At 61.6% G+C, this 21,925-nt stretch carries 20 protein-coding genes; 14 read left to right on the forward strand and 6 right to left on the reverse strand.

Annotation, left to right across the window (positions count from 1 at the left end; translation table 11 throughout):
- Nucleotides 1-3: 3 nt before the first annotated feature.
- The 8 genes from copD (at nucleotide 4) to PSH96_RS18115 (ending at nucleotide 8,089) form a co-directional block, all read left to right on the forward strand.
- Nucleotides 4-855, forward strand: a complete 852-nt coding sequence (copD, locus tag PSH96_RS18080; RefSeq protein ID WP_305454180.1) for a copper homeostasis membrane protein CopD — start codon at nucleotides 4-6, stop codon at nucleotides 853-855.
- Nucleotides 856-1,127: 272 nt separating this feature from the next.
- Entirely contained in the window at nucleotides 1,128-2,390 is a 1,263-nt protein-coding gene (locus tag PSH96_RS18085) for an OprD family porin (RefSeq protein ID WP_305454181.1), read from the forward strand.
- A 231-nt stretch (nucleotides 2,391-2,621) separates the two neighbouring features.
- On the forward strand, nucleotides 2,622-3,440 hold the full coding sequence (locus tag PSH96_RS18090) for an NAD(P)-dependent oxidoreductase (RefSeq protein ID WP_305454182.1): 819 nt from the start codon (nucleotides 2,622-2,624) through the stop codon (nucleotides 3,438-3,440).
- Nucleotides 3,441-3,470: 30 nt separating this feature from the next.
- On the forward strand, nucleotides 3,471-4,346 hold the full coding sequence (locus PSH96_RS18095) for an SMP-30/gluconolactonase/LRE family protein (protein WP_305454183.1): 876 nt from the start codon (nucleotides 3,471-3,473) through the stop codon (nucleotides 4,344-4,346).
- A gap of 51 nt (nucleotides 4,347-4,397) precedes the next feature.
- A complete protein-coding gene (locus tag PSH96_RS18100) occupies nucleotides 4,398-5,360 on the forward strand; it encodes a TRAP transporter substrate-binding protein (RefSeq protein WP_305454184.1) in 963 nt (320 codons plus the stop codon).
- Nucleotides 5,361-5,424: 64 nt separating this feature from the next.
- Nucleotides 5,425-5,952 carry a TRAP transporter small permease gene (locus PSH96_RS18105; RefSeq protein WP_305454185.1) on the forward strand — a complete coding sequence of 176 codons (528 nt, stop codon included), beginning with the start codon at nucleotides 5,425-5,427 and terminating at the stop codon, nucleotides 5,950-5,952.
- A complete protein-coding gene (locus PSH96_RS18110) occupies nucleotides 5,952-7,232 on the forward strand; it encodes a TRAP transporter large permease (RefSeq protein ID WP_305454186.1) in 1,281 nt (426 codons plus the stop codon). The genes PSH96_RS18105 and PSH96_RS18110 overlap by 1 nt, the downstream gene beginning before the upstream one ends.
- Nucleotides 7,232-8,089 carry an aldose 1-epimerase gene (locus PSH96_RS18115; protein WP_305454187.1) on the forward strand — a complete coding sequence of 286 codons (858 nt, stop codon included), beginning with the start codon at nucleotides 7,232-7,234 and terminating at the stop codon, nucleotides 8,087-8,089. Before PSH96_RS18110 ends, PSH96_RS18115 begins: the two co-directional genes overlap by 1 nt.
- Nucleotides 8,090-8,211: 122 nt before the next feature.
- Here PSH96_RS18115 and PSH96_RS18120 read toward each other — a convergent pair whose 3' ends face one another.
- The 5 genes from PSH96_RS18120 to PSH96_RS18140 all read right to left on the reverse strand — a co-directional run bounded on the left by PSH96_RS18120 (nucleotide 8,212) and on the right by PSH96_RS18140 (nucleotide 13,963).
- Nucleotides 8,212-9,360, reverse strand: coding sequence for an HlyD family secretion protein (locus tag PSH96_RS18120; RefSeq protein ID WP_305454188.1), 1,149 nt, complete (start codon nucleotides 9,358-9,360; stop codon nucleotides 8,212-8,214).
- Nucleotides 9,357-11,003 (reverse strand): MFS transporter, encoded by a 1,647-nt coding sequence (locus tag PSH96_RS18125; RefSeq protein WP_017136435.1) that lies wholly within the window; start codon nucleotides 11,001-11,003, stop codon nucleotides 9,357-9,359. Before PSH96_RS18125 ends, PSH96_RS18120 begins: the two co-directional genes overlap by 4 nt.
- Nucleotides 11,004-11,524: 521 nt before the next feature.
- Complete coding sequence (locus PSH96_RS18130) at nucleotides 11,525-12,331, reverse strand: sulfite exporter TauE/SafE family protein (RefSeq protein ID WP_305454189.1); 807 nt, start codon at nucleotides 12,329-12,331, stop codon at nucleotides 11,525-11,527.
- Nucleotides 12,332-13,576 carry an FAD/NAD(P)-binding oxidoreductase gene (locus PSH96_RS18135; RefSeq protein ID WP_305454190.1) on the reverse strand — a complete coding sequence of 415 codons (1,245 nt, stop codon included), beginning with the start codon at nucleotides 13,574-13,576 and terminating at the stop codon, nucleotides 12,332-12,334.
- 51 nt (nucleotides 13,577-13,627) lie between these two features.
- Entirely contained in the window at nucleotides 13,628-13,963 is a 336-nt protein-coding gene (locus tag PSH96_RS18140) for a helix-turn-helix transcriptional regulator (protein WP_017136253.1), read from the reverse strand.
- 94 nt (nucleotides 13,964-14,057) lie between these two features.
- Here PSH96_RS18140 and PSH96_RS18145 point away from each other — a divergent pair, with 94 nt between their 5' ends.
- Entirely contained in the window at nucleotides 14,058-14,921 is an 864-nt protein-coding gene (locus tag PSH96_RS18145) for an MBL fold metallo-hydrolase (protein WP_058422517.1), read from the forward strand.
- Nucleotides 14,922-15,040: 119 nt separating this feature from the next.
- Here the strand turns inward: PSH96_RS18145 and bkdR are convergent, their stop codons facing one another.
- Complete coding sequence (bkdR, locus tag PSH96_RS18150; protein ID WP_056861361.1) at nucleotides 15,041-15,529, reverse strand: Bkd operon transcriptional regulator BkdR; 489 nt, start codon at nucleotides 15,527-15,529, stop codon at nucleotides 15,041-15,043.
- 195 nt (nucleotides 15,530-15,724) lie between these two features.
- Here bkdR and PSH96_RS18155 point away from each other — a divergent pair, with 195 nt between their 5' ends.
- The 5 genes from PSH96_RS18155 to PSH96_RS18175 all read left to right on the forward strand — a co-directional run bounded on the left by PSH96_RS18155 (nucleotide 15,725) and on the right by PSH96_RS18175 (nucleotide 21,914).
- Nucleotides 15,725-16,960 (forward strand): 3-methyl-2-oxobutanoate dehydrogenase (2-methylpropanoyl-transferring) subunit alpha, encoded by a 1,236-nt coding sequence (locus tag PSH96_RS18155; protein ID WP_017136256.1) that lies wholly within the window; start codon nucleotides 15,725-15,727, stop codon nucleotides 16,958-16,960.
- Between the two features lies 1 nt (nucleotide 16,961).
- Nucleotides 16,962-18,020: an alpha-ketoacid dehydrogenase subunit beta gene (locus tag PSH96_RS18160; protein ID WP_017136257.1), complete on the forward strand. Its 1,059-nt coding sequence runs from the start codon at nucleotides 16,962-16,964 to the stop codon at nucleotides 18,018-18,020.
- Entirely contained in the window at nucleotides 18,021-19,286 is a 1,266-nt protein-coding gene (locus PSH96_RS18165) for a dihydrolipoamide acetyltransferase family protein (RefSeq protein ID WP_305454191.1), read from the forward strand.
- Nucleotides 19,287-19,289: 3 nt separating this feature from the next.
- Complete coding sequence (gene lpdA / locus PSH96_RS18170) at nucleotides 19,290-20,669, forward strand: dihydrolipoyl dehydrogenase (RefSeq protein WP_305454192.1); 1,380 nt, start codon at nucleotides 19,290-19,292, stop codon at nucleotides 20,667-20,669.
- Nucleotides 20,670-20,894: 225 nt separating this feature from the next.
- Nucleotides 20,895-21,914 carry a branched-chain amino acid aminotransferase gene (locus tag PSH96_RS18175; protein WP_200432463.1) on the forward strand — a complete coding sequence of 340 codons (1,020 nt, stop codon included), beginning with the start codon at nucleotides 20,895-20,897 and terminating at the stop codon, nucleotides 21,912-21,914.
- Nucleotides 21,915-21,925 lie beyond the last annotated feature (11 nt).

Consider the following 21,925-nt stretch of genomic DNA (forward strand, 5'->3'; position numbering starts at 1 on the left):
CCGATGGCAACCCTGCTGGTGCTGTGCCGCTTCGTGCATTTCATCGTCGTGCTGTTGATGTTCGGGGCCTGTGCCTTCAGGCCCTGGCTGCTCGGGCCGCAACCGGCACTGGACCGACAACTGCTGCGCATCACCCGCGCGCTGGCCTGGCTGGGGTTGCTCTCCAGCGTGGCCTGGTTGCTGTTGATCACGGCCAGCATGGCGGGCAGTTGGGATGCGGCGCTGCAACCGGCCACCGTGCAGTTGGTGCTGGGCAAAACCTTTTTCGGCCAGGTATGGGTTTGGCATTTGTTGCTGAACCTGCTGCTGGTGGTGGTGTTGATCAAACCCTGGCCGGCTTTGCGCCTGCCGTTGACCGCACTGCTATTGGCGACCTTGGCCCCGGTCGGCCATGGCGCGATGCTTAACGGGCTGAGCGGGCAATTGCTGATCCTCAATCAGGTGGTGCACCTGGTGTGCGTCGGCGCCTGGCTGGGCGGGTTGTTGTTGCTGGTGCTGATCCTGCGGCTGTCGCCAAAGCCTGGGCTGGAGCCGATCCTCAAGCGCTTCAGCGGTGTGGGTTATGGCCTGGTTGCCGGTTTGCTGGTGACGGGCTTGATCAATGTTCGGGTGCTGACCGGGCAGCTGTGGCCCACCCCGCTGTTCAACGGGTTTGCACTGATTCTGTTGATCAAGGTGCTGCTGGTGCTGGGCATGCTGGCGCTGGCGTTGTTGAACCGGTTGCGTATCGAGCGCTGTGAGGAGCGAGTGGGCAGTTTGAAGGCCAGTGTGATGCTCGAATGGGTGTTGGGTATTTCAGCAGTAGCGGCGGTGTCCCTGCTGGGTACCTTGCCGCCAATGGTGATGGCTGGCTGACCCCACGCAAAGCTCAAGTCGAACTCGGTCAAAATGTGGGAGCGGGCTTGCTCGCGAATGCGGTGTGTCAGTCAATTCATCTGTAACTGACACACCGCATTCGCGAGCAAGCCCGCTCCCACATGGACCTTGCCCACTTTTTATCGATGCCGGCCTAGTCATCGTATAACTTCTGCTTGACAGCCCACCAAAACCCCGCAAATATCCCTCGCAATGTTGTACGACAACGTATAACAAATAATAAAAACAACAAAACGAAAGGGAGCTTCACTGTGCCTCAATTCGCCCGTAATTCCTCCTCACGTCTCGGTCTTATCAGCTTCAGCAGCCTGGCACTCGCCCTGCCCCTCAGCGCCCAGGCCGAGGGTTTTCTCGATGATGCCAAAGCCACGCTCAACCTGCGCAACGCCTACTTCAATCGCAACTTCACCAACCCCACGTACCCACAGGCCAAGGCCGAGGAATGGACACAGAACTTCATTCTCGACGCCAAATCCGGCTTTACCCAAGGCACTGTGGGCTTCGGGATTGACGTGCTGGGCCTGTATTCGCAGAAGCTCGACGGCGGCAAGGGCACCGGTGGTACGCAGCTATTGCCGATCCATAGCGACGGCCGCCCTGCCGACAATTTCGGACGCCTGGGCGTGGCGCTGAAAACCCGGCTGTCAAAAACCGAACTGAAGGTCGGCGAATGGATGCCGGTGCTGCCGATCCTGCGCTCGGACGACGGCCGCTCCTTGCCGCAAACCTTCCGTGGCGGCCAGGTCACCTCCAATGAAATCGCCGGGCTGACGCTCTACGGCGGCCAGTTTCGCGGCAACAGCCCGCGCAACGATGCGAGCATGGAAGACATGTTCATGAACGGCAAAGCGGCGTTCACCTCCGACCGTTTCAACTTCGGCGGCGGCGAATACACCTTCAACGACAAACGCACCCAGGTCGGCGTGTGGTACGCCGAACTCACCGACATCTACCAGCAGCAGTACCTGAACCTGACCCACAGCCAGCCGGTCGGCGACTGGACCTTTGGCGCCAACCTCGGGTTCTTCAATGGCAAGGAAGACGGCAGCGCCCTGGCCGGTAACCTCGACAACAAAACCTATTCCGCTCTGCTCTCGGCCAAATACAAAGGTAACGCCTTCTATGTGGGCCTGCAAAAACTCACCGGCGACAGCGTATGGATGCGGGTCAACGGCACCAGCGGCGGCACCCTGGCCAACGACAGCTACAACGCCAGCTACGACAATGCCAAGGAAAAATCCTGGCAGATACGCCATGACTTCAACTTCGTGGTGCTCGGCATTCCGGGGCTGACCATGATGAACCGATACATCAGCGGCAATAACGTGCACACCGGCGCCATCACCGATGGCAAGGAATGGGGCCGCGAGTCGGAGCTGGCCTACACGGTGCAGAGCGGCACACTGAAGGATTTGAATGTGCGCTGGCGCAACTCGACCATGCGTCGGGATTTCAGCAACAACGAGTTTGATGAGAATCGGATTTTTGTCAGCTACCCGATCTCGTTGCTGTAACGCGCCCCCTGCAGGAACCGGCATTTGTGGCAGCCCGCTTGTGTGGGAGCTGGCTTGCCTGCGATAGCGGAGTATCAGCAAAAGAAATGTCAGTTAGCGGACCGCAATCGCAGGCAAGCCAGCTCCCACCTTTTGAGCGCCACTTGCCTGCAAGGGCGTTGACAATCCAGGGAGTCCAAAACGATACTTCCACCAAGTCATACGACAACCTACAACAACAATGGAATTCCCATGACCACCACCACGCCTGCTCCCTTCAACCGCCTGCTGCTCACCGGTGCTGCCGGCGGCCTGGGCAAAGTCTTGCGCGAACGCATGCGCCCTTATGCCCAGGTATTGCGCCTGTCGGACATCGCCAACATGGCCCCGGCGGCCGACGAGTTCGAAGAAGTGCGACCCTGTGACCTGGCCGACAAACAAGCCGTGCACCACTTGGTGGAAGGCGTCGATGCCATCCTGCATTTCGGTGGTGTCTCGGTGGAGCGCTCTTTCGAAGAGGTGCTGGGCGCTAACATCAGCGGCATTTTCCATATCTACGAAGCCGCCCGCCGCCATGGCGTGAAACGCGTGATCTTCGCCAGTTCCAACCATGTGATCGGCTTCTATAAGCAGGACGAACACATCGACGCCCACTCCCCACGTCGCCCGGACAGCTACTACGGCCTGTCCAAGTCTTACGGCGAAGACATGGCCAGCTTCTACTTCGACCGCTACGGCATCGAGACCGTGAGCATCCGTATCGGCTCCTCGTTCCCGGAACCCCAGAACCGCCGAATGATGCACACCTGGCTGAGTTTCGATGACCTGACCCAACTGCTCGAGCGCGCGCTGTACACGCCGAATGTCGGCCATACCGTGGTCTACGGCATGTCGGATAACCTCGATACCTGGTGGGACAACCGTTACGCCGCGCACCTGGGTTTTGCGCCCAAGGACAGCTCCGAAGTGTTCCGCGCCAAGGTCGAGGCCCAGCCGCCAGTGGCCGCCGACGACCCGGCCGCGGTCTACCAGGGCGGCGCGTTCTGCGCGGCGGGGCCGTTTGGTGACTGAACGCACATCAACCCAAGGGAATGAGTTGCCATGACCGCTGAACTGATCGTCGATGCCCGCAATGCCGTGGGCGAATGCCCGGTGTGGGTGCCGCAGGAAAACGCGCTGTACTGGGTGGACATCCCCAACGGCGGCCTGCAACGCTGGAACGCCGCCACCGGCCGCGTCGCCGTCTGGAAAGCCCCGCAGATGCTCGCGTGTATTGCCCGCACCGACGCGGGCAATTGGCTCGCAGGCATGGAAAGCGGGTTTTTCCAACTCACCCCGCATAACGACGGCAGCCTCGACACCACGCCTCTGGCGAGTGTCGAGCACCCGCGCCCGGACATGCGCCTCAACGATGGCCGCTGTGATCGCCAGGGCCGCTTCTGGGCCGGCAGCATGGTGCTGAACATGGGCTTGAATGCGGCCGAAGGCACCCTTTACCGCTATGCGTCAGGCGCCGCGCCCCATGCGCAACTGAATGGGTTCATCACCCTCAACGGCCTGGCCTTCAGCCCGGACGGCCGCACGATGTACGCCTCGGATTCACACCCGCTGGTGCAGCAAATCTGGGCTTTCGATTACGACATCGACACCGGCACGCCGTCCAACCGCCGGGTATTTGTCGACATGCATCAATTCCTCGGGCGCCCCGATGGCGCGGCGGTCGACGCTGACGGCTGCTACTGGATCTGCGCCAACGACGCCGGGATGATTCACCGCTTCACCCCGGATGGCCGCCTGGACCGTTCCCTCAACGTGCCCGTCAAAAAACCCACCATGTGCGCCTTCGGCGGCAGCCGGCTGGACACCTTGTTCGTCACCTCGATCCGTGATGACCACAGTGAGCAATCGGTCGCCGGCGGCGTGTTTGCCCTCAACCCCGGCGTCAGCGGATTGCCGGAGCCCACGTTCACCCTCTAGCTGCATCGCTGTGCCTTGAATACAACAACAATAAGACAGGAGTGACACCCCATGGACTTCAAACGCACTTTGCTCGCCGCTGCATTCTTTACCCTCAGCACCGCCGCCCACGCGCTGGAAATCAAATTCGCCGACATCCACCCCGCCGGCTACCCCACTGTCGTTGCCGAAGAGAACATGGGCAAGGCCCTGACCAAAGCCAGCAACGGCGAACTGACCTTCAAATACTTCCCGGGCGGTGTCCTGGGTTCCGAAAAAGAAGTGGTTGAACAGGCCCAGGTCGGCGCGGTGCAAATGACCCGCGTCAGCCTCGGCATCGTCGGGCCGGTGGTGCCGGACGTGAACGTGTTCAACTTGCCGTTCGTGTTCCGCGACCAGGCGCATATGCGCAAAATCATCGACGGCGAGATCGGCGATGAAATCCTCGCCAAGATCACCGACTCCGAGTTCGGCCTGGTGGCTCTGGCCTGGATGGACGGGGGCACGCGCAACCTTTACACCAAGAAGCCGGTGCGCAAGATCGAAGACCTCAAGGGCATGAAAATTCGTGTTCAGGGCAACCCGATCTTCATCGAAGCCTTCAACGCGATGGGCGCCAACGGCATTGCCATGGACACCGGCGAAATCTTCAGCGCCTTGCAGACCGGCGTCATCGACGGCGCGGAAAACAACCCGCCCACCCTGCTCGAACACAATCACTTCCAGAACGCCAAGTTCTACACGCTCACCGAACACTTGATCCTGCCCGAACCCATCGTGATGTCAAAAATCACCTGGAACAAACTCACGCCTGCCCAGCAAGACCTGGTGAAAAAAGCCGCCAAGGTCGCCCAGCAAGATGAGCGCGCGCTGTGGGACGCCAAGTCCGCCAGCAGCGAAACCAAGCTTAAGGCTGCCGGCGTCGAGTTCATCACTGTCGACAAAAAACCCTTCTATGACGCCACCGCAGCGGTTCGCGCCAAGTACGGTGCGGCTTACGCCGACATCATCAAGCGCATCGACGCGGTCGAGTAATCACCCTTCCCTTTAGTCAGGCCCGGCGCGGTCGGCATCGACGCGCCCGGTTACGGTGAACGCCATGAAGAATTCAGTGCTGCGCATCAACGACCGCATTTACATGACCTGCATCTGGGTCGCCGGCCTCTCGGTGCTCGGGGTCGCGCTGATCATCCCCTGGGGCATCTTCGCCCGCTACATCCTCGGCACCGGTGCAAGCTGGCCGGAGCCCACCGCCATTCTGCTGATGCTGGTGTTCACGTTTGTCGGCGCGGCGGCCAGTTACCGTGCCGGCGCACATATGTCGGTGGCCGTGGTCACCGACCGCCTGCCCGCGCGCCAACGGCAAATCGTCAGCGTTATCACGCAACTGCTGATGGCCACCATCTGCCTGTTCATGACCGTCTGGGGCAGCAAGCTGTGCCTGTCTACCTGGAACCAGTTCATGAGCGCGATCCCCACCCTGCGTGTGGGCATCACCTACATGCCAATCCCGATTGGCGGGCTGCTGACGCTGGTATTCGTACTGGAAAAACTCTTGCTCGGTGACCAGAGCCAGCGCCGCGTGGTGCGCTTCGACCTGGTTGAAGAAAACGAAGGGGCTGCCTGATGGACGCATTGATACTGCTGGGCAGTTTTATCGCCTTGATCCTGATCGGCATGCCGGTGGCCTACGCCCTCGGGCTGTCGGCGCTGATCGGCGCGTGGTGGATCGACATCCCGTTCCAGGCCTTGATGATTCAGGTTGCGGGCGGGGTGAACAAGTTTTCGCTGATGGCGATTCCGTTTTTTGTGCTGGCCGGGGCGATCATGGCCGAGGGCGGCATGTCGCGGCGCCTGGTGGCGTTTGCCGGGGTGCTGGTGGGGTTTGTGCGCGGTGGCCTGTCGTTGGTGAACATCGTGGCGTCGACTTTTTTTGGCGCGATTTCCGGATCGTCGGTGGCCGACACCGCCTCGGTCGGCTCGGTGCTGATCCCGGAAATGGAGCGCCAGGGTTATCCACGCGAGTTCTCCACCGCCGTCACGGTCAGCGGCTCGGTGCAGGCCTTGCTGACGCCGCCCAGCCATAACTCGGTGCTCTACTCCCTGGCGGCCGGTGGCACGGTCTCGATTGCCTCGTTGTTCATGGCCGGCGTGGTGCCTGGGCTGTTGATGAGCGCGTGCCTGATGGTGCTGTGCCTGATCTTCGCGAAAAAGCGCAATTACCCCAAGGGCGAGGTCATCCCGCTGAAACAGGCGCTGAAAATCTGCGCCGATGCACTCTGGGGCTTGATGGCCATGGTGATCATTCTCGGCGGCATCCTCTCGGGCATTTTCACTGCCACCGAGTCGGCCGCGATTGCCGTGCTATGGGCATTTTTCGTGACCATGTTCATCTACCGCGACTACAAATGGCGCGAGCTGCCCAAGCTGATGCACCGCACGGTGCGCACCATTTCCATTGTGATGATCCTGATCGCGTTTGCCGCCAGCTTCGGCTACATCATGACCCTGATGCAGATCCCGGCGAAGATCACCACGCTGTTCCTGACCCTGTCGGACAACCGCTACGTGATCCTGATGTGCATCAACGTCATGCTGCTGATGCTCGGCACGGTGATGGACATGGCGCCGCTGATTTTGATCCTCACGCCGATCCTGCTGCCGGTGATTCTCGGTATCGGTGTCGACCCGGTGCACTTCGGCATGATCATGCTGGTGAACCTCGGCATCGGCCTGATCACGCCGCCAGTCGGCGCGGTGCTGTTCGTGGGCGCGGCGGTGGGCAAGGTCAGTATCGAGAAAACCGTGGCGGCGTTGCTGCCGTTTTATGCGGTACTGTTCCTGGTCTTGATGGCGGTCACCTACATTCCCGCGTTGTCCCTGTGGCTTCCCGGGCTGGTGCTCTGATGATAGAACTGGAAGACAACCTGACCCGTCTTACCCTCGCCCCGGCCGTGGGTGGCAGCATCGTCAACTGGACGGTGCGCGCCACCGGGCAGCCGCTGTTGCGCCCTAGCGACGAAGCGGCGCTGAACACAGGGCTGCCGGGCAAGCTGGCGTGTTACCCGCTGGCGCCGTGGTCCAATCGAGTGGCCCAAGGCGGTTTCGATAACCCCGGCGGCTGGCTGGCACTCACGCCCAACAGCCCGCTCGACCCGCTGCCGATTCACGGTTCGGCCTGGCAACAGGCGTGGCAGGTGGTAAGCCAGACGGCGGATGAAGTGGTGCTGGAGGTGGCGTGCGAGACGCCGTTCGCCTATCGCGCCGAGCAGCGGTTTCGCTTACGTGGCGGCGAACTGAGTCTCGAATTGCGCGTGACGCACCTGGCCGAAGACGCCGCGTGGCACGGCCTGGGGTTGCATCCGTATTTGCCGCGCAGGCCGGGCACGCGGTTGCAGGCCAAGGCGTCCCAGGTGTGGATGAGTGATGCGTCCAAGCTGCCGACCGGGTTGGCGCCGGTGCCTGCCGAATGGGATTTCACTCAGCTCAAAGGGTTGCCGCAAGGCCTGGTGGACAATGGGTTTTGCCCGTGGGATGGGCGTTGCCGCATCGAACAGCCGGAGCTGGGCTATGCCCTGGAATGCCAGGCCAGCGGCGCCGATTACTTCCTGCTGTTCTGCCCGCCGGGGTTGGGGTTCTTTTGCATCGAGCCGGTGAGTCATCCGGTGAATGCGCATCACCTGCCTGGGCGGCCGGGGCTGAAGCTGCTGGAAAACGGCCAGTCAACTCACCTCAATTTCACCCTGAAATACCAACCTTTGTAATCCCACAAAACCCTGTGGGAGCCGGGCTTGCCCGCGATGGCGGTGTGTCAGCCTGCACACCTGGACCTGATAAACCGCTATCGCGGGCAAGCCAGCTCCCACATTTTTTGATCCTCGGCGTGTCAAGGTGGGCTGTTTTTCAGGCGGCCCGCCGTGTCGATGCTCACCACCACCGACAACCCCGGCCGCAGGCGCTCGCTCTCGGCCTGATCCGGGTCCACCGTAATTCGCACCGGCACCCGCTGGGCAATCTTCACAAAGTTGCCGGTGGCGTTATCCGCCTGCAGCAGGCTGAACTCCGAGCCGGTCGCCGGGGAAATATGCTGCACCGTGCCGTGAAACTTGCGGTGGTTGAGCGCGTCCACGGTGAACGTCACCGGCTGGCCGACCTGCACATTGTCCATCTGGGTTTCTTTCATATTGGCGATCACCCACAACTGCGGCGGCACCAGCGCCATCAACTGCGCGCCGGAGTTGACGTAGGCGCCCAGGCGCACGCCGATCTGCCCCAGCTGGCCGTCACGCGGCGCAATGATGCGGGTGTTGGACAGGTCGATACGCGCCAGCTCCACGGCCGCATCGGCACTGGCCACCGCTGCTTCGAGGGAGCCGCGATTGACGATCACGGTTTGCAGGTCCTGGCGGGCGATTTCCAGGTTGGCCTGGGCCTGGGCCACCGCTGCGATGGTCTGCGCGTTTGCGGCGCGGGTCACGTCCAGCTCGCGCTTGGACACCGAGCCATCGCTGATCAACGCTTCATTACGGCGCAGGTCCGCAGTGCTTTTGCGTGCCTGGGCCTGGCTGTCCACCAGCGCGGCCTGGCGCAGTTTGATGGTGGCTTCGGCGCTGTTGCGCTGCTGCACCACATTGGCCAAGGAGGCTTTCTGCACCGCCAATTGCGCCAGCGCCTGGTCAAGCCGCTGCTTGTAGATGCGGTCATCCAGGCGCACCAGCAGGTCGCCGGCCTTGACGTACTGGAAGTCCTGCACCGGCACTTCATACACATAGCCGCTCAGTTGCGGGCCGATAATCGTCACCTGGCCACGCACCAGTGCGTTCTCGGTGGTTTCCACCGCGCTGCTGAACGGCGGCAATTGCCAGGCATACAGCACGATCAACACACCGACGATGGCAATCGCGGCAAAGCCCAGCGACGAGACGATGCGCACCCGCAGCGAGCGCGGCTCAGTGACGGTCGAGCCCGGTGGTGGCGTGCCTTCCGGGGTGGAGGCGATGGCGTTGGTCGTGGTAGTGGTGGTGGTTTCGGTCATGAAGTAACGCCGCTGGGTTGAACGGGAGGGGCTGCTGCTTTGGTGGTACTCATCAGCCACAGGCTGCGGGTGAAGATCCAGAGCATGGTAAGGATCGCGATTATCGCGATCAGCATGAACACATCGTTGTAGGCCATCACATTCGCCTCGCGCGTGGCCGCCGTGGCCAGGCTGCGAATGCCCATGAGGTTGCGCAGTTCCGGGTCGGCAATCACACCGCCGTAGGCCGAGCCGCCGCTCTGCACCCGCGCCGCCACGCGTGGGTCGAGCAAGGTCAGGTGTTCGACGATCATGCTGGAGTGGTATTTCTCCCGCACGATCTGAAACGTGCCCAGCAACGCCGCACCAATCAGGCCGCCGAGGTTCTGGCAGATGCCGAACATCACCGAGAAGCTCACCAGGTTGCGCGGGTTGGTCAGTACGTTTTTAGTGCCCAGCACCATGGTCGGCCCCAGGAAGAAGGTGCCGCCAAAGCCTAGCAGGAACTGGCTGATATACAGGTTTTGCGGGCGGGTGAGATTGCTGGAGAAACTGTCCATCACTGAGCCTGTGGCCATCAGCGCCAGGGAGATGATCAACGGCATCAGCAGGTGCGCCGGGTTGATCGTCAGCGCGCTGACCACCAGCCCGGCAATCGCCCCGGCCAGCATCACCACGTAAAGGGTGTGCATCTGCTGGTAGCTCATGTTCAGCATCTGCATAAAGCCCACCGCGCCGGTGGACTGCTCGGACAGCACCATGCGAATCAGCACCACTGCCAGCGCCAGGCGAATCATCGCCCCGCTGCCGAGCCAGCGCGTCATCAACATCGGGTTGGCGCGGTTATGCTCAATGGCCAGGCCGGCCATGATCAACACCAGCGAACAGGCCGAGGCCACGCCGATCCAGGGCGCTTCCAGCCACCAGTCGATACGCCCCAACGACAGCACCGCACAGAGCAACGCCACGCCGCTGGCGAGAATGGCAAAGGTGAGGAAGTCGAGTTTTTCAAAGGTTTTGAAGCGGTCGCCGGGCGGCAGTTTGAGCATGAATACGCAGCCCAGGCAGATCAGCGCCATGCCCAGTTCGAACAGGTACAGCCCGCGCCATTCGGCAATTTGCAGCAAGTCTTCGGAGAACAAGCGCGCGAGCGGCAGCGCCAATTGCGCGGTGCCCAAGCCCAGCACCAAGGCTTTGAGCCGCCACTTGGCCGGGAACGCCTGGATCATGTAGTACAAGCCCAACGAACTCAGCGCCGCGCCAACCATGCCATGCGCCGCCCGTACTGCAATCGCCGAACTCAAGTCATTGACGAACAAATGGCCGAAGGTCACCAGCGCATACAGCACCAGGAACACCTCGGTAAACGCCCGCAGGCCGAACTGCTGGCGAAACTTCACCAGCAGCAGGTTCATGCACACGTTGGTCATCACATAGGCGGCCGGCAGCCAGGCCATTTCTGCGGTGGTGGCGCCCAGTGCGCCTTGCAGGTATTGCAGGTTGGCGATCACCAGGGCGTTGCCGAGCCCGCCGGTAATTGCCACCAGGATCCCGACCAACGCGAACAGCCAGCGCTTGTGCGTAGGGTGCAACGGCGTTGACGGCGAGCCAGGCAGGCTCGGCCGCTCGTGGGGTTGCCAGGTGTGGGGGGTGTATTTATCCATCGCATGACCTTGATGAGCCGACGTGCAAGGTCGGTAAATCCGTTACTCAGGGACCAGTAAACCTGAGAGGCGTTCATCTTGCCATGTCTCGTGCGGGCACGGTCAAAACTGTGGGAGCTGGGTGGCCTGCTGTGGCGGTTTGTTGGTGTAAATATCCGTGCTGCGGTCACGGCTTCTATTGGTTCCGCTCTTACAGCGGGCACCTCGCCTAGGCTCGGTGTGCCAGAACGTAGGCTTGAATCCGTGGGCTGCCGCGATGGGGTCTAAATGTGGGAGCGGGCTTGCTCGCGAAGACGGTGTGTCAGTCAATACATCTGTCACTGACCCACCGCATTCGCGAGCAAGCCCGCTCCCACAGTTGACCGCATCCAACCTTAAGCGGATTTGCATACACTGAAGAACTGCTTTTCTGTGGGAGCTGGCTTGCCTGCGATACAGACACCTCGGTACATCAGGTACAACCGGTTGATGCTATCGCAGGCAAGCCAGCTCCCACAGTTGGAATGTATTGCACATTCAGATCAAAGCGCAGCCTTTATCAGCATGCCAGCGGCCACCAATACACACAGGCTGGCAAAGCCCACCTGCAACGCCCGCGCCGGGATCACCGAACACAAACGCCGACCGGCCAACATACCGACAATACTCGCACCGATAAACACCCAGCCCATGGGCTCAATACTCACACCGGCCTGCATCGCCCCAGCCACGCCGATCAGCGAAATCAGGCTGATCACCATCAACGAGGTGGCGACGATCCCGCGCATCTGCACATCGGTCAGTTGCTTGAACGCCGGCACGATCAAGAAACCACCGCCCACGCCGAGCAAGCCCGACACCGCGCCAGTCACGGCCCCCAAAGCCGCCAACGTAGCACTGCATTTGGCGGTCCAGGCCAGGCGCCCGGTCTGCTGGTTGAGCATGCAGTTTTTCTGGCCCCAGGACGCGGCGCCATGGTCGCTGGGCCCGGCCTCGACCTTTTCGCGTTGCAACATGCGCCAGGCCACCAGCACCATCAAGGCGCTGAACAGGCCCATCAGCAGGTGTTCGGGCAGCTGGTGCGCAATAAACACGCCCAGCGGCGAGAACAGCGCACCGAGCAACGCGATCAATAGCGCGGCGCGGTAGCGCACCAGGCCATGGCGCAACCCGTCAATGGCGCCGACCGCCGCCGCTGCGCCCACGGCGAGCAACGACACCGGAGCCGCCTGGGTCATGGTCAAGCCCAGCCCCAACACCAACGCCGGCACTCCGAGAATGCCGCCACCCGCACCGGTCAGGCCCATGACCAGGCCCATCAATAAACCCAACAGACTTGCCAGCAGCATTTAATCCACCTTGCTCAGGCGGGTCAGCCACTCGCGGCCCTTGAGCATGCCGTTCCAGTAGAACCACGGCAGCAGCGTGGCCTTGAGGAACCACATCGAGCGGCGTGCCTGGGTCGGGTCCAGCGGGAAAGTCGGCAGCAGCTTGCCGCCATAACCGAACTCAGCCAGCACCACCTTGCCCTTCTCCACCGTCAACGGGCAGGAACCATAGCCGTCGTACTTGAGCGGCAGCGGCGCCTGTTTGCGCAGGGCCAGCAGGTTTTCGGCCACCACCACGATCTGCTTGCGCACGGCGGCAGCGGTCTTGGCGTTGGTGGTGCCGCACACATCGCCGAGGCCGAAGATATGCGGGTAGCGCAGGTGTTGCAGGCTGTGCGGGTTCACCTCGCACCAACCGGCGGGGTCTGCCAACGGGCTCTGGCGGATAAAATCCGGGGCCACTTGCGGCGGAACCACGTGCAACAGGTCGAAGGACTTTTCTTCGACGGTGGCCTTGCCTTCGGCGTCTTTGACTTCAAACCAGGCTTTGCGCGCCGGGCCATCGACCTTGACCAGGTTGGCATTGAACGCCAGGCGGGCGTTGTATTTCTCTACGTACTTCATCAACGGCGGCACAAAGGTCGCGACGCCAAACAGCGCGGCACCGGCCAGGTTGAATTCGACGTCGATATTTTTCAGGTTGCCCTGCTTGAGCCAGTGATCGCAGGACAGGTACATGGCCTTTAGCGGTGCGCCTGCGCATTTGATCGGCATGGCTGGCTGGGTAAAGATCGCCTTGCCGCTCTTCAACTGTTGAACAAGCTGCCAGGTGTAGGCCGCGTGCTCGTAGCTGTAATTGGAGGTGACGCCGTTCTGCCCAAGGGTCTGTTCCAGGCCGTCGATTTTTTCCCAGGCCAGGCGCAGGCCAGGGCACACGATCAGGTTGTTCCAAGTCACGCGCTGGCCGTTGTCGAGCACCAGGGTTTGCTCGTCGGGCAGCAACTCGGCGACAGCGGCCTGCACCCAGGCGACACCATTGGGCAGTACGTCGGCCAACGGCCGTCGGGTCTTTTTCAGGTCGTAGGCGCCGCCACCGACCAGCGTCCAGGCCGGCTGATAGCAGTGGTAGTCGTAAGGTTCGATCAGGGTGATGTTCAGCTGCGGGTCGCGTTTGAGCAGGCTGGCCAGCAGGCCGATGCCTGCCGAGCCGCCGCCGATGACTACGATGTCGCCACTGATGGTCGGTCCACAGTGTTGCTCAGTCATGGTCTTTTGCCTTTTAAGGTCAATGCACACAAGGGTCGCTGCCGTATGGCGTCACGCCCAGCTTTTTATGACCGCGCCGCAGTACAGGCCGGACAAGGTCTTCATCACTTGAATCACTTCGTGGCTGGCCAGCCCGTAGAAAATGTACTTACCTTCCCGACGGGTGGCGACCAACCCTTCGTCACGCAAAATGCCCAACTGTTGTGACAGGGTGGGCTGACGCACGCCGGTCATGGTTTCCAGCTCGCCGACGTTACGCTCGCCCTGGGTCAACTGGCACAGGATCAACAGGCGATCCTCATTGGCCAGTGCCTTGAGCAAGGAGCAGGCCTTGGACGCCGATGCACGCAACTGGGCGACTTCGCCCTCACTCAGAGTAGATTCCATTTGCCTCGGGTCCTTTATGTCACTTAAGCTCAAAACATTATGTGTAAACGTAAACTGATTGTAACCACTTTTTTCGCTTCCGGGGACCGCCGCCATGCCAGCGTTGATTCAAGCCTTTCTGGACGAGGCATCGTCGACCTTCACCTACGTCATCTATGAACACGATGGCGGCCCGTGCGCCATCGTCGATTCGGTACTCAATTACGATCCCGCGTCCGGACGCACTGAAACCACCCAAGCCGATAAAGTCATCGCGTTCGTGCGTGAACACGGCTTGCAGGTGCAGTGGCTGCTGGAAACCCATGCGCATGCCGATCACCTGTCCGCTGCGCCTTACCTGCGCCGCACGCTCGGCGGCAAAATCGCCATCGGCCACTCCATCAGTAAGGTGCAGGATGTGTTCAAGCGCCTGTTCAACCTGGAACCGGAATTTCGCGTCGATGGCTCGCAGTTCGATCACCTGTTTGCGCCGGATGAAATCTTTCACATCGGCAATTTGAAGGCCCAGGCGCTGCACGTGCCCGGCCACACTCCCGCCGACATGGCGTACCTGATCGACGGTCGCTTGATCCTGGTGGGCGACACGCTGTTCATGCCGGATGTGGGTACCGCGCGTTGCGATTTCCCTGGCGGCGATGCGCGGCAGTTGTATGCCTCGATGCGCAAGCTGCTGGCCTTTCCATTGGAGACGGAACTGTACGTGTGCCATGACTACCCGCCTGAAGGTCGCGAAGCCAAATGCCTGACCACGGTCGCCGAGCAGCGTGCGGGGAATATTCATGTGCATGACGGTGTGGATGAGGCGGCGTTTGTGCAGATGCGCACCCAACGTGATGCCGGGCTAGGGATGCCGACGCTGTTGCTGCCGGCGATTCAGGTGAATGTGCGGGCGGGGAATATGCCGCCGGCGGAAGACAATGGTGTGGTTTACCTGAAGATCCCACTCAATCAACTGTAAAAAACGCCGATTCCCTTGTGGGAGCTGGCTTGCCTGCGATAGCGGTGTATCAGTAACCCATGTGTCAACTGGCACACCGCTATCGCAGGCAAGCCAGCTCCCACATGGGTTGGTGTGATTCAGTTGCCCAGGCTGATGCCATTGGCCGGCAACGGCAGCGCGGTCTTGTAGCGCACCTGCTTGAGCGCAAAGCTTGAGCGAATATTGGCCACGCCCGGCACCTTGGTCAGAAAGTCCATCATGAAACGCTCCAGCGACTGGATCGTCGGCACCAGCACCCGAATCAGATAATCCGGGTCGCCCGCCATCAAGTAACACTCCATCACTTCCGGCCGGTCCGAGATCGCGCCCTCGAACTGCTGCAATGCCAGCTCGTTCTGCTTTTCCAGGCTCACATGGATGAACACATTCACGTGCAGCCCCAGCAGGTCGGCGTCCAGCAAGGTGACCTGATCGCGAATAAGCCCCAATTCCTCCATGGCCTTGACCCGGTTGAAGCACGGCGTGGGCGACAGATTGACCGAGCGGGCCAGGTCGGCGTTGGTGATACGGGCGTTCTCCTGCAGGGCGTTGAGAATGCCGATATCGGTACGGTCCAGTTTGCGCATGAGACAAAATCACCTGTTTTTTATGTTTATGCAGTTTTTTTATCCGCAAATGGTCTTGAGCGCAATGAAACACAGATAAATATTCTTCTACGCCACGCCTATGATGTTTGTAGGACAAGATTTCTCCTATCCGGAGAGTGACTGTCAGCTAGCGCGCCCACTACAAGAAATTCACAAGATCGAGCGTAGAAAGCCATGAACCAGCCGTATGCACCACTGCGCCTGCACGTTCCCGAACCCTCGGGCCGCCCAGGCTGCAAGACCGACTTTACCTACCTGCGCCTGACTGACGCAGGTACGGTGCGCAAACCCGCCATCGACGTAGAACCCGCCGACACCGCCGACCTCGCCAAAGGCCTGATCCGCGTGCTCGATGACCAGGGCCAGGCCCTCGGCCCGTGGGCTGAAGGCGTATCCGCCGAGATCATGCGCAAAGGCATGCGCGCCATGCTCAAGACGCGCATCTTCGACAACCGCATGGTGGTCGCCCAGCGTCAGAAAAAAATGTCGTTCTACATGCAAAGCCTTGGCGAAGAAGCCATCGGCAGCGCCCAGGCCCTGGCCTTGAACATTGACGACATGTGCTTCCCCACCTACCGCCAGCAAAGCATCCTGATGGCCCGCGAAGTGCCGCTGGTGGACCTGATCTGCCAACTGCTGTCCAACGAGCGCGACCCGCTCAAGGGCCGTCAGTTGCCAATCATGTACTCGGTCAAGGACGCTGGCTTCTTCACCATTTCCGGCAACCTCGCCACTCAATTCGTGCAAGGCGTGGGCTGGGGCATGGCCTCGGCGATCAAGGGCGACACCAAGATTGCCTCGGCCTGGATCGGCGACGGCGCCACCGCCGAATCGGATTTCCACACCGCCCTCACCTTCGCCCACGTGTACCGCGCGCCGGTCATTCTCAACGTGGTCAACAACCAATGGGCCATCTCCACCTTCCAGGCCATCGCCGGCGGTGAAGCCACTACCTTCGCCGGACGCGGCGTGGGTTGCGGCATCGCTTCCCTGCGTGTGGACGGCAACGACTTTATCGCCGTGTATGCAGCGTCTGCCTGGGCCGCCGAGCGTGCGCGCCGTAACCTTGGGCCAACCCTGATCGAGTGGGTCACCTACCGCGCCGGCCCGCACTCCACCTCGGACGATCCGTCCAAATACCGCCCGGCCGATGACTGGAGCCACTTCCCGCTCGGCGACCCTATCGCACGCCTCAAACAGCACCTGATCAAAATTGGCCAGTGGTCCGAAGAGGAGCACACAGCGGTCAGTGCCGAACTTGAGGCCGAAGTGGTCAAGGCGCAGAAAGAAGCCGAACAGTACGGCACCCTGGCCGGCGGCCAGATTCCAAGCGCCGCGACCATGTTCGAAGACGTTTACAAAGAGATGCCGGAGCACTTGAAGCGCCAGCGTCAAGAGTTGGGGGTCTGACATGAACGATCACAACAACAGCATCGAATTGGAAACCGCCATGACCACCACCACCATGACCATGATCCAGGCCCTGCGCTCGGCCATGGATGTGATGCTTGAGCGTGACGATAACGTGGTGGTGTTCGGCCAGGACGTCGGCTACTTCGGCGGCGTGTTCCGTTGCACCGAAGGGCTGCAGACCAAGTACGGCAGCTCGCGGGTGTTTGACGCGCCGATCTCCGAAAGCGGCATCGTCGGCGTTGCCGTGGGCATGGGCGCGTATGGCCTGCGCCCGGTCGCCGAGATTCAATTCGCCGACTACGTGTACCCGGCCACCGACCAGATCATCTCCGAAGCCGCCCGCCTGCGTTATCGCTCCGCCGGCCAGTTCACCGCACCCTTGACCATGCGCATGCCGTGCGGCGGCGGCATCTACGGCGGCCAGACCCACAGCCAGAGTATTGAAGCGGTGTTCACCCAGGTCTGCGGCCTGCGCACGGTGATGCCGTCCAACCCGTATGACGCCAAGGGTCTGTTGATCGCCTCGATCGAAAACGACGACCCGGTGATCTTCCTCGAGCCTAAACGCCTGTACAACGGCCCGTTCGATGGCCACCACGATCGCCCGGTCACACCCTGGTCCAAACACCCGCAAGCGCAAGTGCCGGACGGTTACTACACCGTGCCGCTGGACGTGGCCGCCATCGTGCGCCCGGGCTCGGCCGTGACGGTGCTGACCTACGGCACCACCGTGTACGTGTCGCAAGTTGCCGCCGAAGAAACCGGCATCGACGCCGAGGTCATCGACCTGCGCAGCCTGTGGCCGCTGGACCTGGAAACCATCGTCAACTCCGTGAAAAAGACCGGCCGTTGCGTGGTGGTGCACGAAGCCACCCGCACCTGCGGCTTTGGTGCCGAGCTGGTGTCGCTGGTGCAAGAGCATTGCTTCCATCACCTGGAAGCGCCGATCGAACGCGTCACCGGTTGGGACACACCCTACCCGCACGCGCAAGAGTGGGCGTATTTCCCAGGGCCGTCCCGTGTGGGCGCGGCGTTGAAACGGGTCATGGAGGTCTGAATGGGCACGCACGTTATCAAGATGCCGGACATTGGCGAAGGCATCGCAGAAGTTGAACTGTCGGTATGGCATGTCAAGGTCGGCGACCTGGTGGTTGAAGACCAGGTGCTGGCGGACGTGATGACCGACAAGGCGATGGTGGACATTCCCTCGCCGGTGCACGGCAAAGTGATTTCTCTGGGCGGCGAGCCCGGCGAAGTCATGGCGGTGGGCAGTATCTTGATCAGCATTGAAGTCGAAGGCGCGGGGAATGCCAAGGATGCGCCGGTGGTGGCTGAGCCGGTGAAAGCTGCGCCAGCGCCGGTGGTTGAAGCCAAGCCAGCGCCTGCGCCTGTGGCTGAAGCAAAGCCAGTTGCCAAACCTGCTGCGGCACCGGTTGCGCGTGACGCAAACGAACGCCCGTTGGCTTCGCCTGCCGTGCGCAAGCACGCGCTGGATGCCGGGATTCAGCTGCGCCTGGTACAGGGCAGCGGCCCGGCGGGTCGGGTGCTGCACGAAGATCTGGACGCTTACCTGCAACAAGGTGCGACCAAGTCTTCGGCAACCGCCAACCCTTACGCCGAACGCAACAGCGAAGAACAGATCCCGGTGATCGGCATGCGCCGCAAGATCGCCCAGCGCATGCAGGACGCCACCCGCCGCGCTGCGCATTTCAGCTACGTGGAAGAAATCGACGTCACGGCGCTGGACGAGTTGCGCGTGCACCTCAATGAAAAGCACGGCGCCACCCGCGGCAAGCTGACCTTGCTGCCGTTTATCGTGCGCGCCATGGTCGTGGCGTTGCGCGACTTCCCGCAGATCAACGCACGCTACGACGACGAAGCCCAAGTCATCACCCGCCTGGGCGCGGTGCATGTGGGTGTCGCCACCCAGAGCGATGTGGGCCTGATGGTGCCGGTGGTACGTCACGCCGAAGCCCGCAGCCTGTGGGGCAACGCCGAGGAAATCGCACGTTTGGCCAGCGCCGCGCGCAATGGCAAGGCCAGTCGTGATGAGCTGTCGGGCTCGACCATCACCCTTACCAGCCTCGGTGCCTTGGGCGGCATCGTCAGCACGCCGGTGCTGAACCTGCCGGAAGTCGCGATTGTCGGCGTCAACCGCATCGTTGAACGGCCGATGGTGATCAAAGGCCAGATTGTGGTGCGCAAAATGATGAACCTCTCCAGCTCCTTCGATCACCGTGTGGTCGACGGCATGGACGCGGCGCAATTCATCCAGGCCATTCGTGGCTTGCTCGAACAACCCGCCAGCCTGTTTTTGGAGTAAGGCATGCCTCAGACATTGAACACCACGCTGCTGATTATCGGCGGCGGCCCTGGCGGTTATGTGGCGGCGATCCGTGCCGGCCAACTGGGCATCCCGACCATTCTGGTCGAGGGCCAGGCGCTGGGCGGCACCTGCCTGAACATCGGCTGCATTCCCTCCAAAGCCTTGATCCACGTGGCCGAGCAGTTCCAGCAAACCGTGCACCACAGCCAAGGGTCGCAACTGGGCATTGAAGTGGATGTGCCGACCCTGGACATCCGCAAGAGCGTGGAATGGAAAGACGGCATTGTTGACCGCCTGACCACCGGCGTGGCCGCCTTGCTCAAAAAGCACAAAGTGCAGGTGATCCACGGCTGGGCCAGGGTGGTCGACGGCAAGACCGTCGACGTCGGCGACCAGCGCATTCAGTGCGAGCACCTGCTGCTGGCCACCGGCTCGAAAAGCGTCAACCTGCCAATGCTGCCGATTGGCGGGCCGATCATCTCGTCAACCGAAGCACTGGCGCCGACCCGCGTGACCAAGCGCCTGATTGTGGTGGGTGGCGGTTACATCGGCCTGGAGCTGGGCATTGCCTACCGCAAGCTCGGCGCCGAGGTCAGTGTGGTCGAGGCGCAGGAGCGTATCCTGCCCGCCTACGATGGCGAACTGACGCTGCCGGTGGCCGAATCGCTCAAGCAGCTGGGGGTCAAGCTGTACCTCAGCCACAGCGTCACCGGTTTCGAAAACAACCGCCTGCAGGTACGTGACCCGAATGGGGAGACGCTGTCGCTGGAAACCGATCAGGTGCTGGTGGCCGTGGGCCGCAAACCCAACACCCAGGGCTGGAACCTCGAAGCGCTGAACCTGGCGATGAACGGTGCGGCGATCAAGATCGACAACCGTTGCCAAACCAGCATGCGCAATGTGTACGCCATCGGCGACCTGAGCGGCGAGCCGATGCTCGCGCACCGGGCCATGGCCCAGGGCGAGATGGTCGCCGAACTGATCAGCGGCAAACACCGCGAATTCAACCCGGCCGCCATCCCGGCGGTTTGCTTCACCGACCCGGAACTGGTGGTGGTCGGCAAGACCCCGGACGAAGCCAAGGCGGCCGGCCTGGACTGCATCGTGTCGAGCTTCCCGTTCGCGGCCAATGGCCGGGCGATGACGCTGGAGTCGAAAACCGGCTTTGTGCGCGTGGTAGCACGGCGTGACAACCACCTGATTGTCGGCTGGCAGGCGGTGGGCGCTGGTGTGTCTGAGTTGTCTACGGCCTTTGGCCTGAGCCTGGAAATGGGTTCGCGCCTGGAAGATGTGGCGGGCACCATTCATGCGCATCCGACCCTCGGCGAAGCGGTACAGGAAGCGGCTTTAAGAGCATTGGGCCACGCGCTGCACCTTTAAGATCGCGGTGAGGCCATCGCAGGCAAGCCAGCTCCCACAGGGGAAATGCATTGCAAATGTGGGAGCTGGCTTGCCTGCGATAGCGGTGTATCAGCCAATACACACGCTTAATGGTCCGCCCACCTGCTCCCACACCGGCCAAGAATGAAGTATTGTTGCGCCCATCCAGTAAAAAACCGACGAGCCTGCCTTCGACCAGGCGGTTGACCAGAGATAGAGGGTGTCATGGGTAACGAAAGCATCAATTGGGACAAGCTGGGTTTTGACTACATCAAGACCGACAAACGGTTTCTCCAAACCTGGAAAAACGGCGAGTGGCAAGCGGGCACCCTGACCGACGACAACGTGCTGCACATCAGCGAGGGCTCGACCGCCCTGCACTACGGCCAGCAGTGCTTTGAAGGCCTCAAGGCCTACCGCTGCAAGGACGGCTCGATCAACCTGTTCCGTCCGGACCAGAACGCCGCCCGTATGCAACGCAGCTGCGCACGCTTGCTGATGCCGCATGTGACCACCGAAGACTTCATCGAAGCCTGCAAACAAGTGGTCAAGGCCAACGAGCGGTTCATCCCGCCGTACGGCAGCGGCGGCGCGCTGTACCTGCGCCCGTTCGTGATCGGCACCGGTGAGAACATCGGCGTGCGTAGCGCACCGGAGTTTATCTTCTCGGTATTCGCCATCCCGGTCGGCGCCTACTTCAAGGGCGGCCTGGTGCCACACAATTTCCAGATCTCCACGTTCGACCGCGCCGCGCCACAAGGCACCGGCGCCGCCAAGGTCGGTGGCAACTATGCCGCCAGCCTGATGCCGGGCGCTGAAGCACGGAAATCCGGTTTCGCCGACGCGATCTACCTGGACCCGATGACCCACTCGAAAATCGAGGAAGTCGGTTCGGCCAACTTCTTTGGTATCACCCGCGACAACCAGTTCATCACGCCGAAGTCGCCTTCGGTGCTGCCAGGCATCACCCGCCTGTCGCTGATCGAACTGGCCGAGACCCGCCTGGGCCTGAAAGTGGTCGAGGGTGACGTGTTCATCGACAAACTGGACCAGTTCAAGGAAGCCGGCGCCTGCGGCACCGCTGCCGTGATCTCGCCAATCGGCGGCATCCAGTACGACGGCAAGCTGCACGTGTTCCACAGCGAAACCGAAGTGGGCCCGATCACCCAGGCGCTCTACAAAGAGCTGACCGGTGTGCAGACCGGCGACGTTGAAGCGCCAGCGGGTTGGATCGTCAAGGTCTGACTCAGAAAACG

The sequence above is a fragment of the Pseudomonas sp. FP2338 genome, from assembly GCF_030687515.1.
Lineage (GTDB): Bacteria > Pseudomonadota > Gammaproteobacteria > Pseudomonadales > Pseudomonadaceae > Aquipseudomonas > Aquipseudomonas salomonii.

What these genes read in the sequence shown, in the direction of transcription:
- PSH96_RS18105 (WP_305454185.1), top strand. Translation starts at nt 5,425, where the DNA reads ATGAAGAATTCAGTGCTGCGCATCAACGACCGCATTTACATGACCTGC.
- PSH96_RS18095 (WP_305454183.1), top strand. Translation starts at nt 3,471, where the DNA reads ATGACCGCTGAACTGATCGTCGATGCCCGCAATGCCGTGGGCGAATGC.
- PSH96_RS18100 (WP_305454184.1), top strand. Translation starts at nt 4,398, where the DNA reads ATGGACTTCAAACGCACTTTGCTCGCCGCTGCATTCTTTACCCTCAGC.
- PSH96_RS18125 (WP_017136435.1), bottom strand. Translation starts at nt 11,003, where the DNA reads ATGGATAAATACACCCCCCACACCTGGCAACCCCACGAGCGGCCGAGC.
- copD (WP_305454180.1), top strand. Translation starts at nt 4, where the DNA reads ATGGCAACCCTGCTGGTGCTGTGCCGCTTCGTGCATTTCATCGTCGTG.
- PSH96_RS18145 (WP_058422517.1), top strand. Translation starts at nt 14,058, where the DNA reads ATGCCAGCGTTGATTCAAGCCTTTCTGGACGAGGCATCGTCGACCTTC.
- PSH96_RS18090 (WP_305454182.1), top strand. Translation starts at nt 2,622, where the DNA reads ATGACCACCACCACGCCTGCTCCCTTCAACCGCCTGCTGCTCACCGGT.
- PSH96_RS18155 (WP_017136256.1), top strand. Translation starts at nt 15,725, where the DNA reads ATGAACCAGCCGTATGCACCACTGCGCCTGCACGTTCCCGAACCCTCG.
- lpdA (WP_305454192.1), top strand. Translation starts at nt 19,290, where the DNA reads ATGCCTCAGACATTGAACACCACGCTGCTGATTATCGGCGGCGGCCCT.
- PSH96_RS18160 (WP_017136257.1), top strand. Translation starts at nt 16,962, where the DNA reads ATGAACGATCACAACAACAGCATCGAATTGGAAACCGCCATGACCACC.
- PSH96_RS18110 (WP_305454186.1), top strand. Translation starts at nt 5,952, where the DNA reads ATGGACGCATTGATACTGCTGGGCAGTTTTATCGCCTTGATCCTGATC.
- PSH96_RS18115 (WP_305454187.1), top strand. Translation starts at nt 7,232, where the DNA reads ATGATAGAACTGGAAGACAACCTGACCCGTCTTACCCTCGCCCCGGCC.
- bkdR (WP_056861361.1), bottom strand. Translation starts at nt 15,529, where the DNA reads ATGCGCAAACTGGACCGTACCGATATCGGCATTCTCAACGCCCTGCAG.
- PSH96_RS18175 (WP_200432463.1), top strand. Translation starts at nt 20,895, where the DNA reads ATGGGTAACGAAAGCATCAATTGGGACAAGCTGGGTTTTGACTACATC.
- PSH96_RS18140 (WP_017136253.1), bottom strand. Translation starts at nt 13,963, where the DNA reads ATGGAATCTACTCTGAGTGAGGGCGAAGTCGCCCAGTTGCGTGCATCG.
- PSH96_RS18120 (WP_305454188.1), bottom strand. Translation starts at nt 9,360, where the DNA reads ATGACCGAAACCACCACCACTACCACGACCAACGCCATCGCCTCCACC.
- PSH96_RS18165 (WP_305454191.1), top strand. Translation starts at nt 18,021, where the DNA reads ATGGGCACGCACGTTATCAAGATGCCGGACATTGGCGAAGGCATCGCA.
- PSH96_RS18130 (WP_305454189.1), bottom strand. Translation starts at nt 12,331, where the DNA reads ATGCTGCTGGCAAGTCTGTTGGGTTTATTGATGGGCCTGGTCATGGGC.
- PSH96_RS18135 (WP_305454190.1), bottom strand. Translation starts at nt 13,576, where the DNA reads ATGACTGAGCAACACTGTGGACCGACCATCAGTGGCGACATCGTAGTC.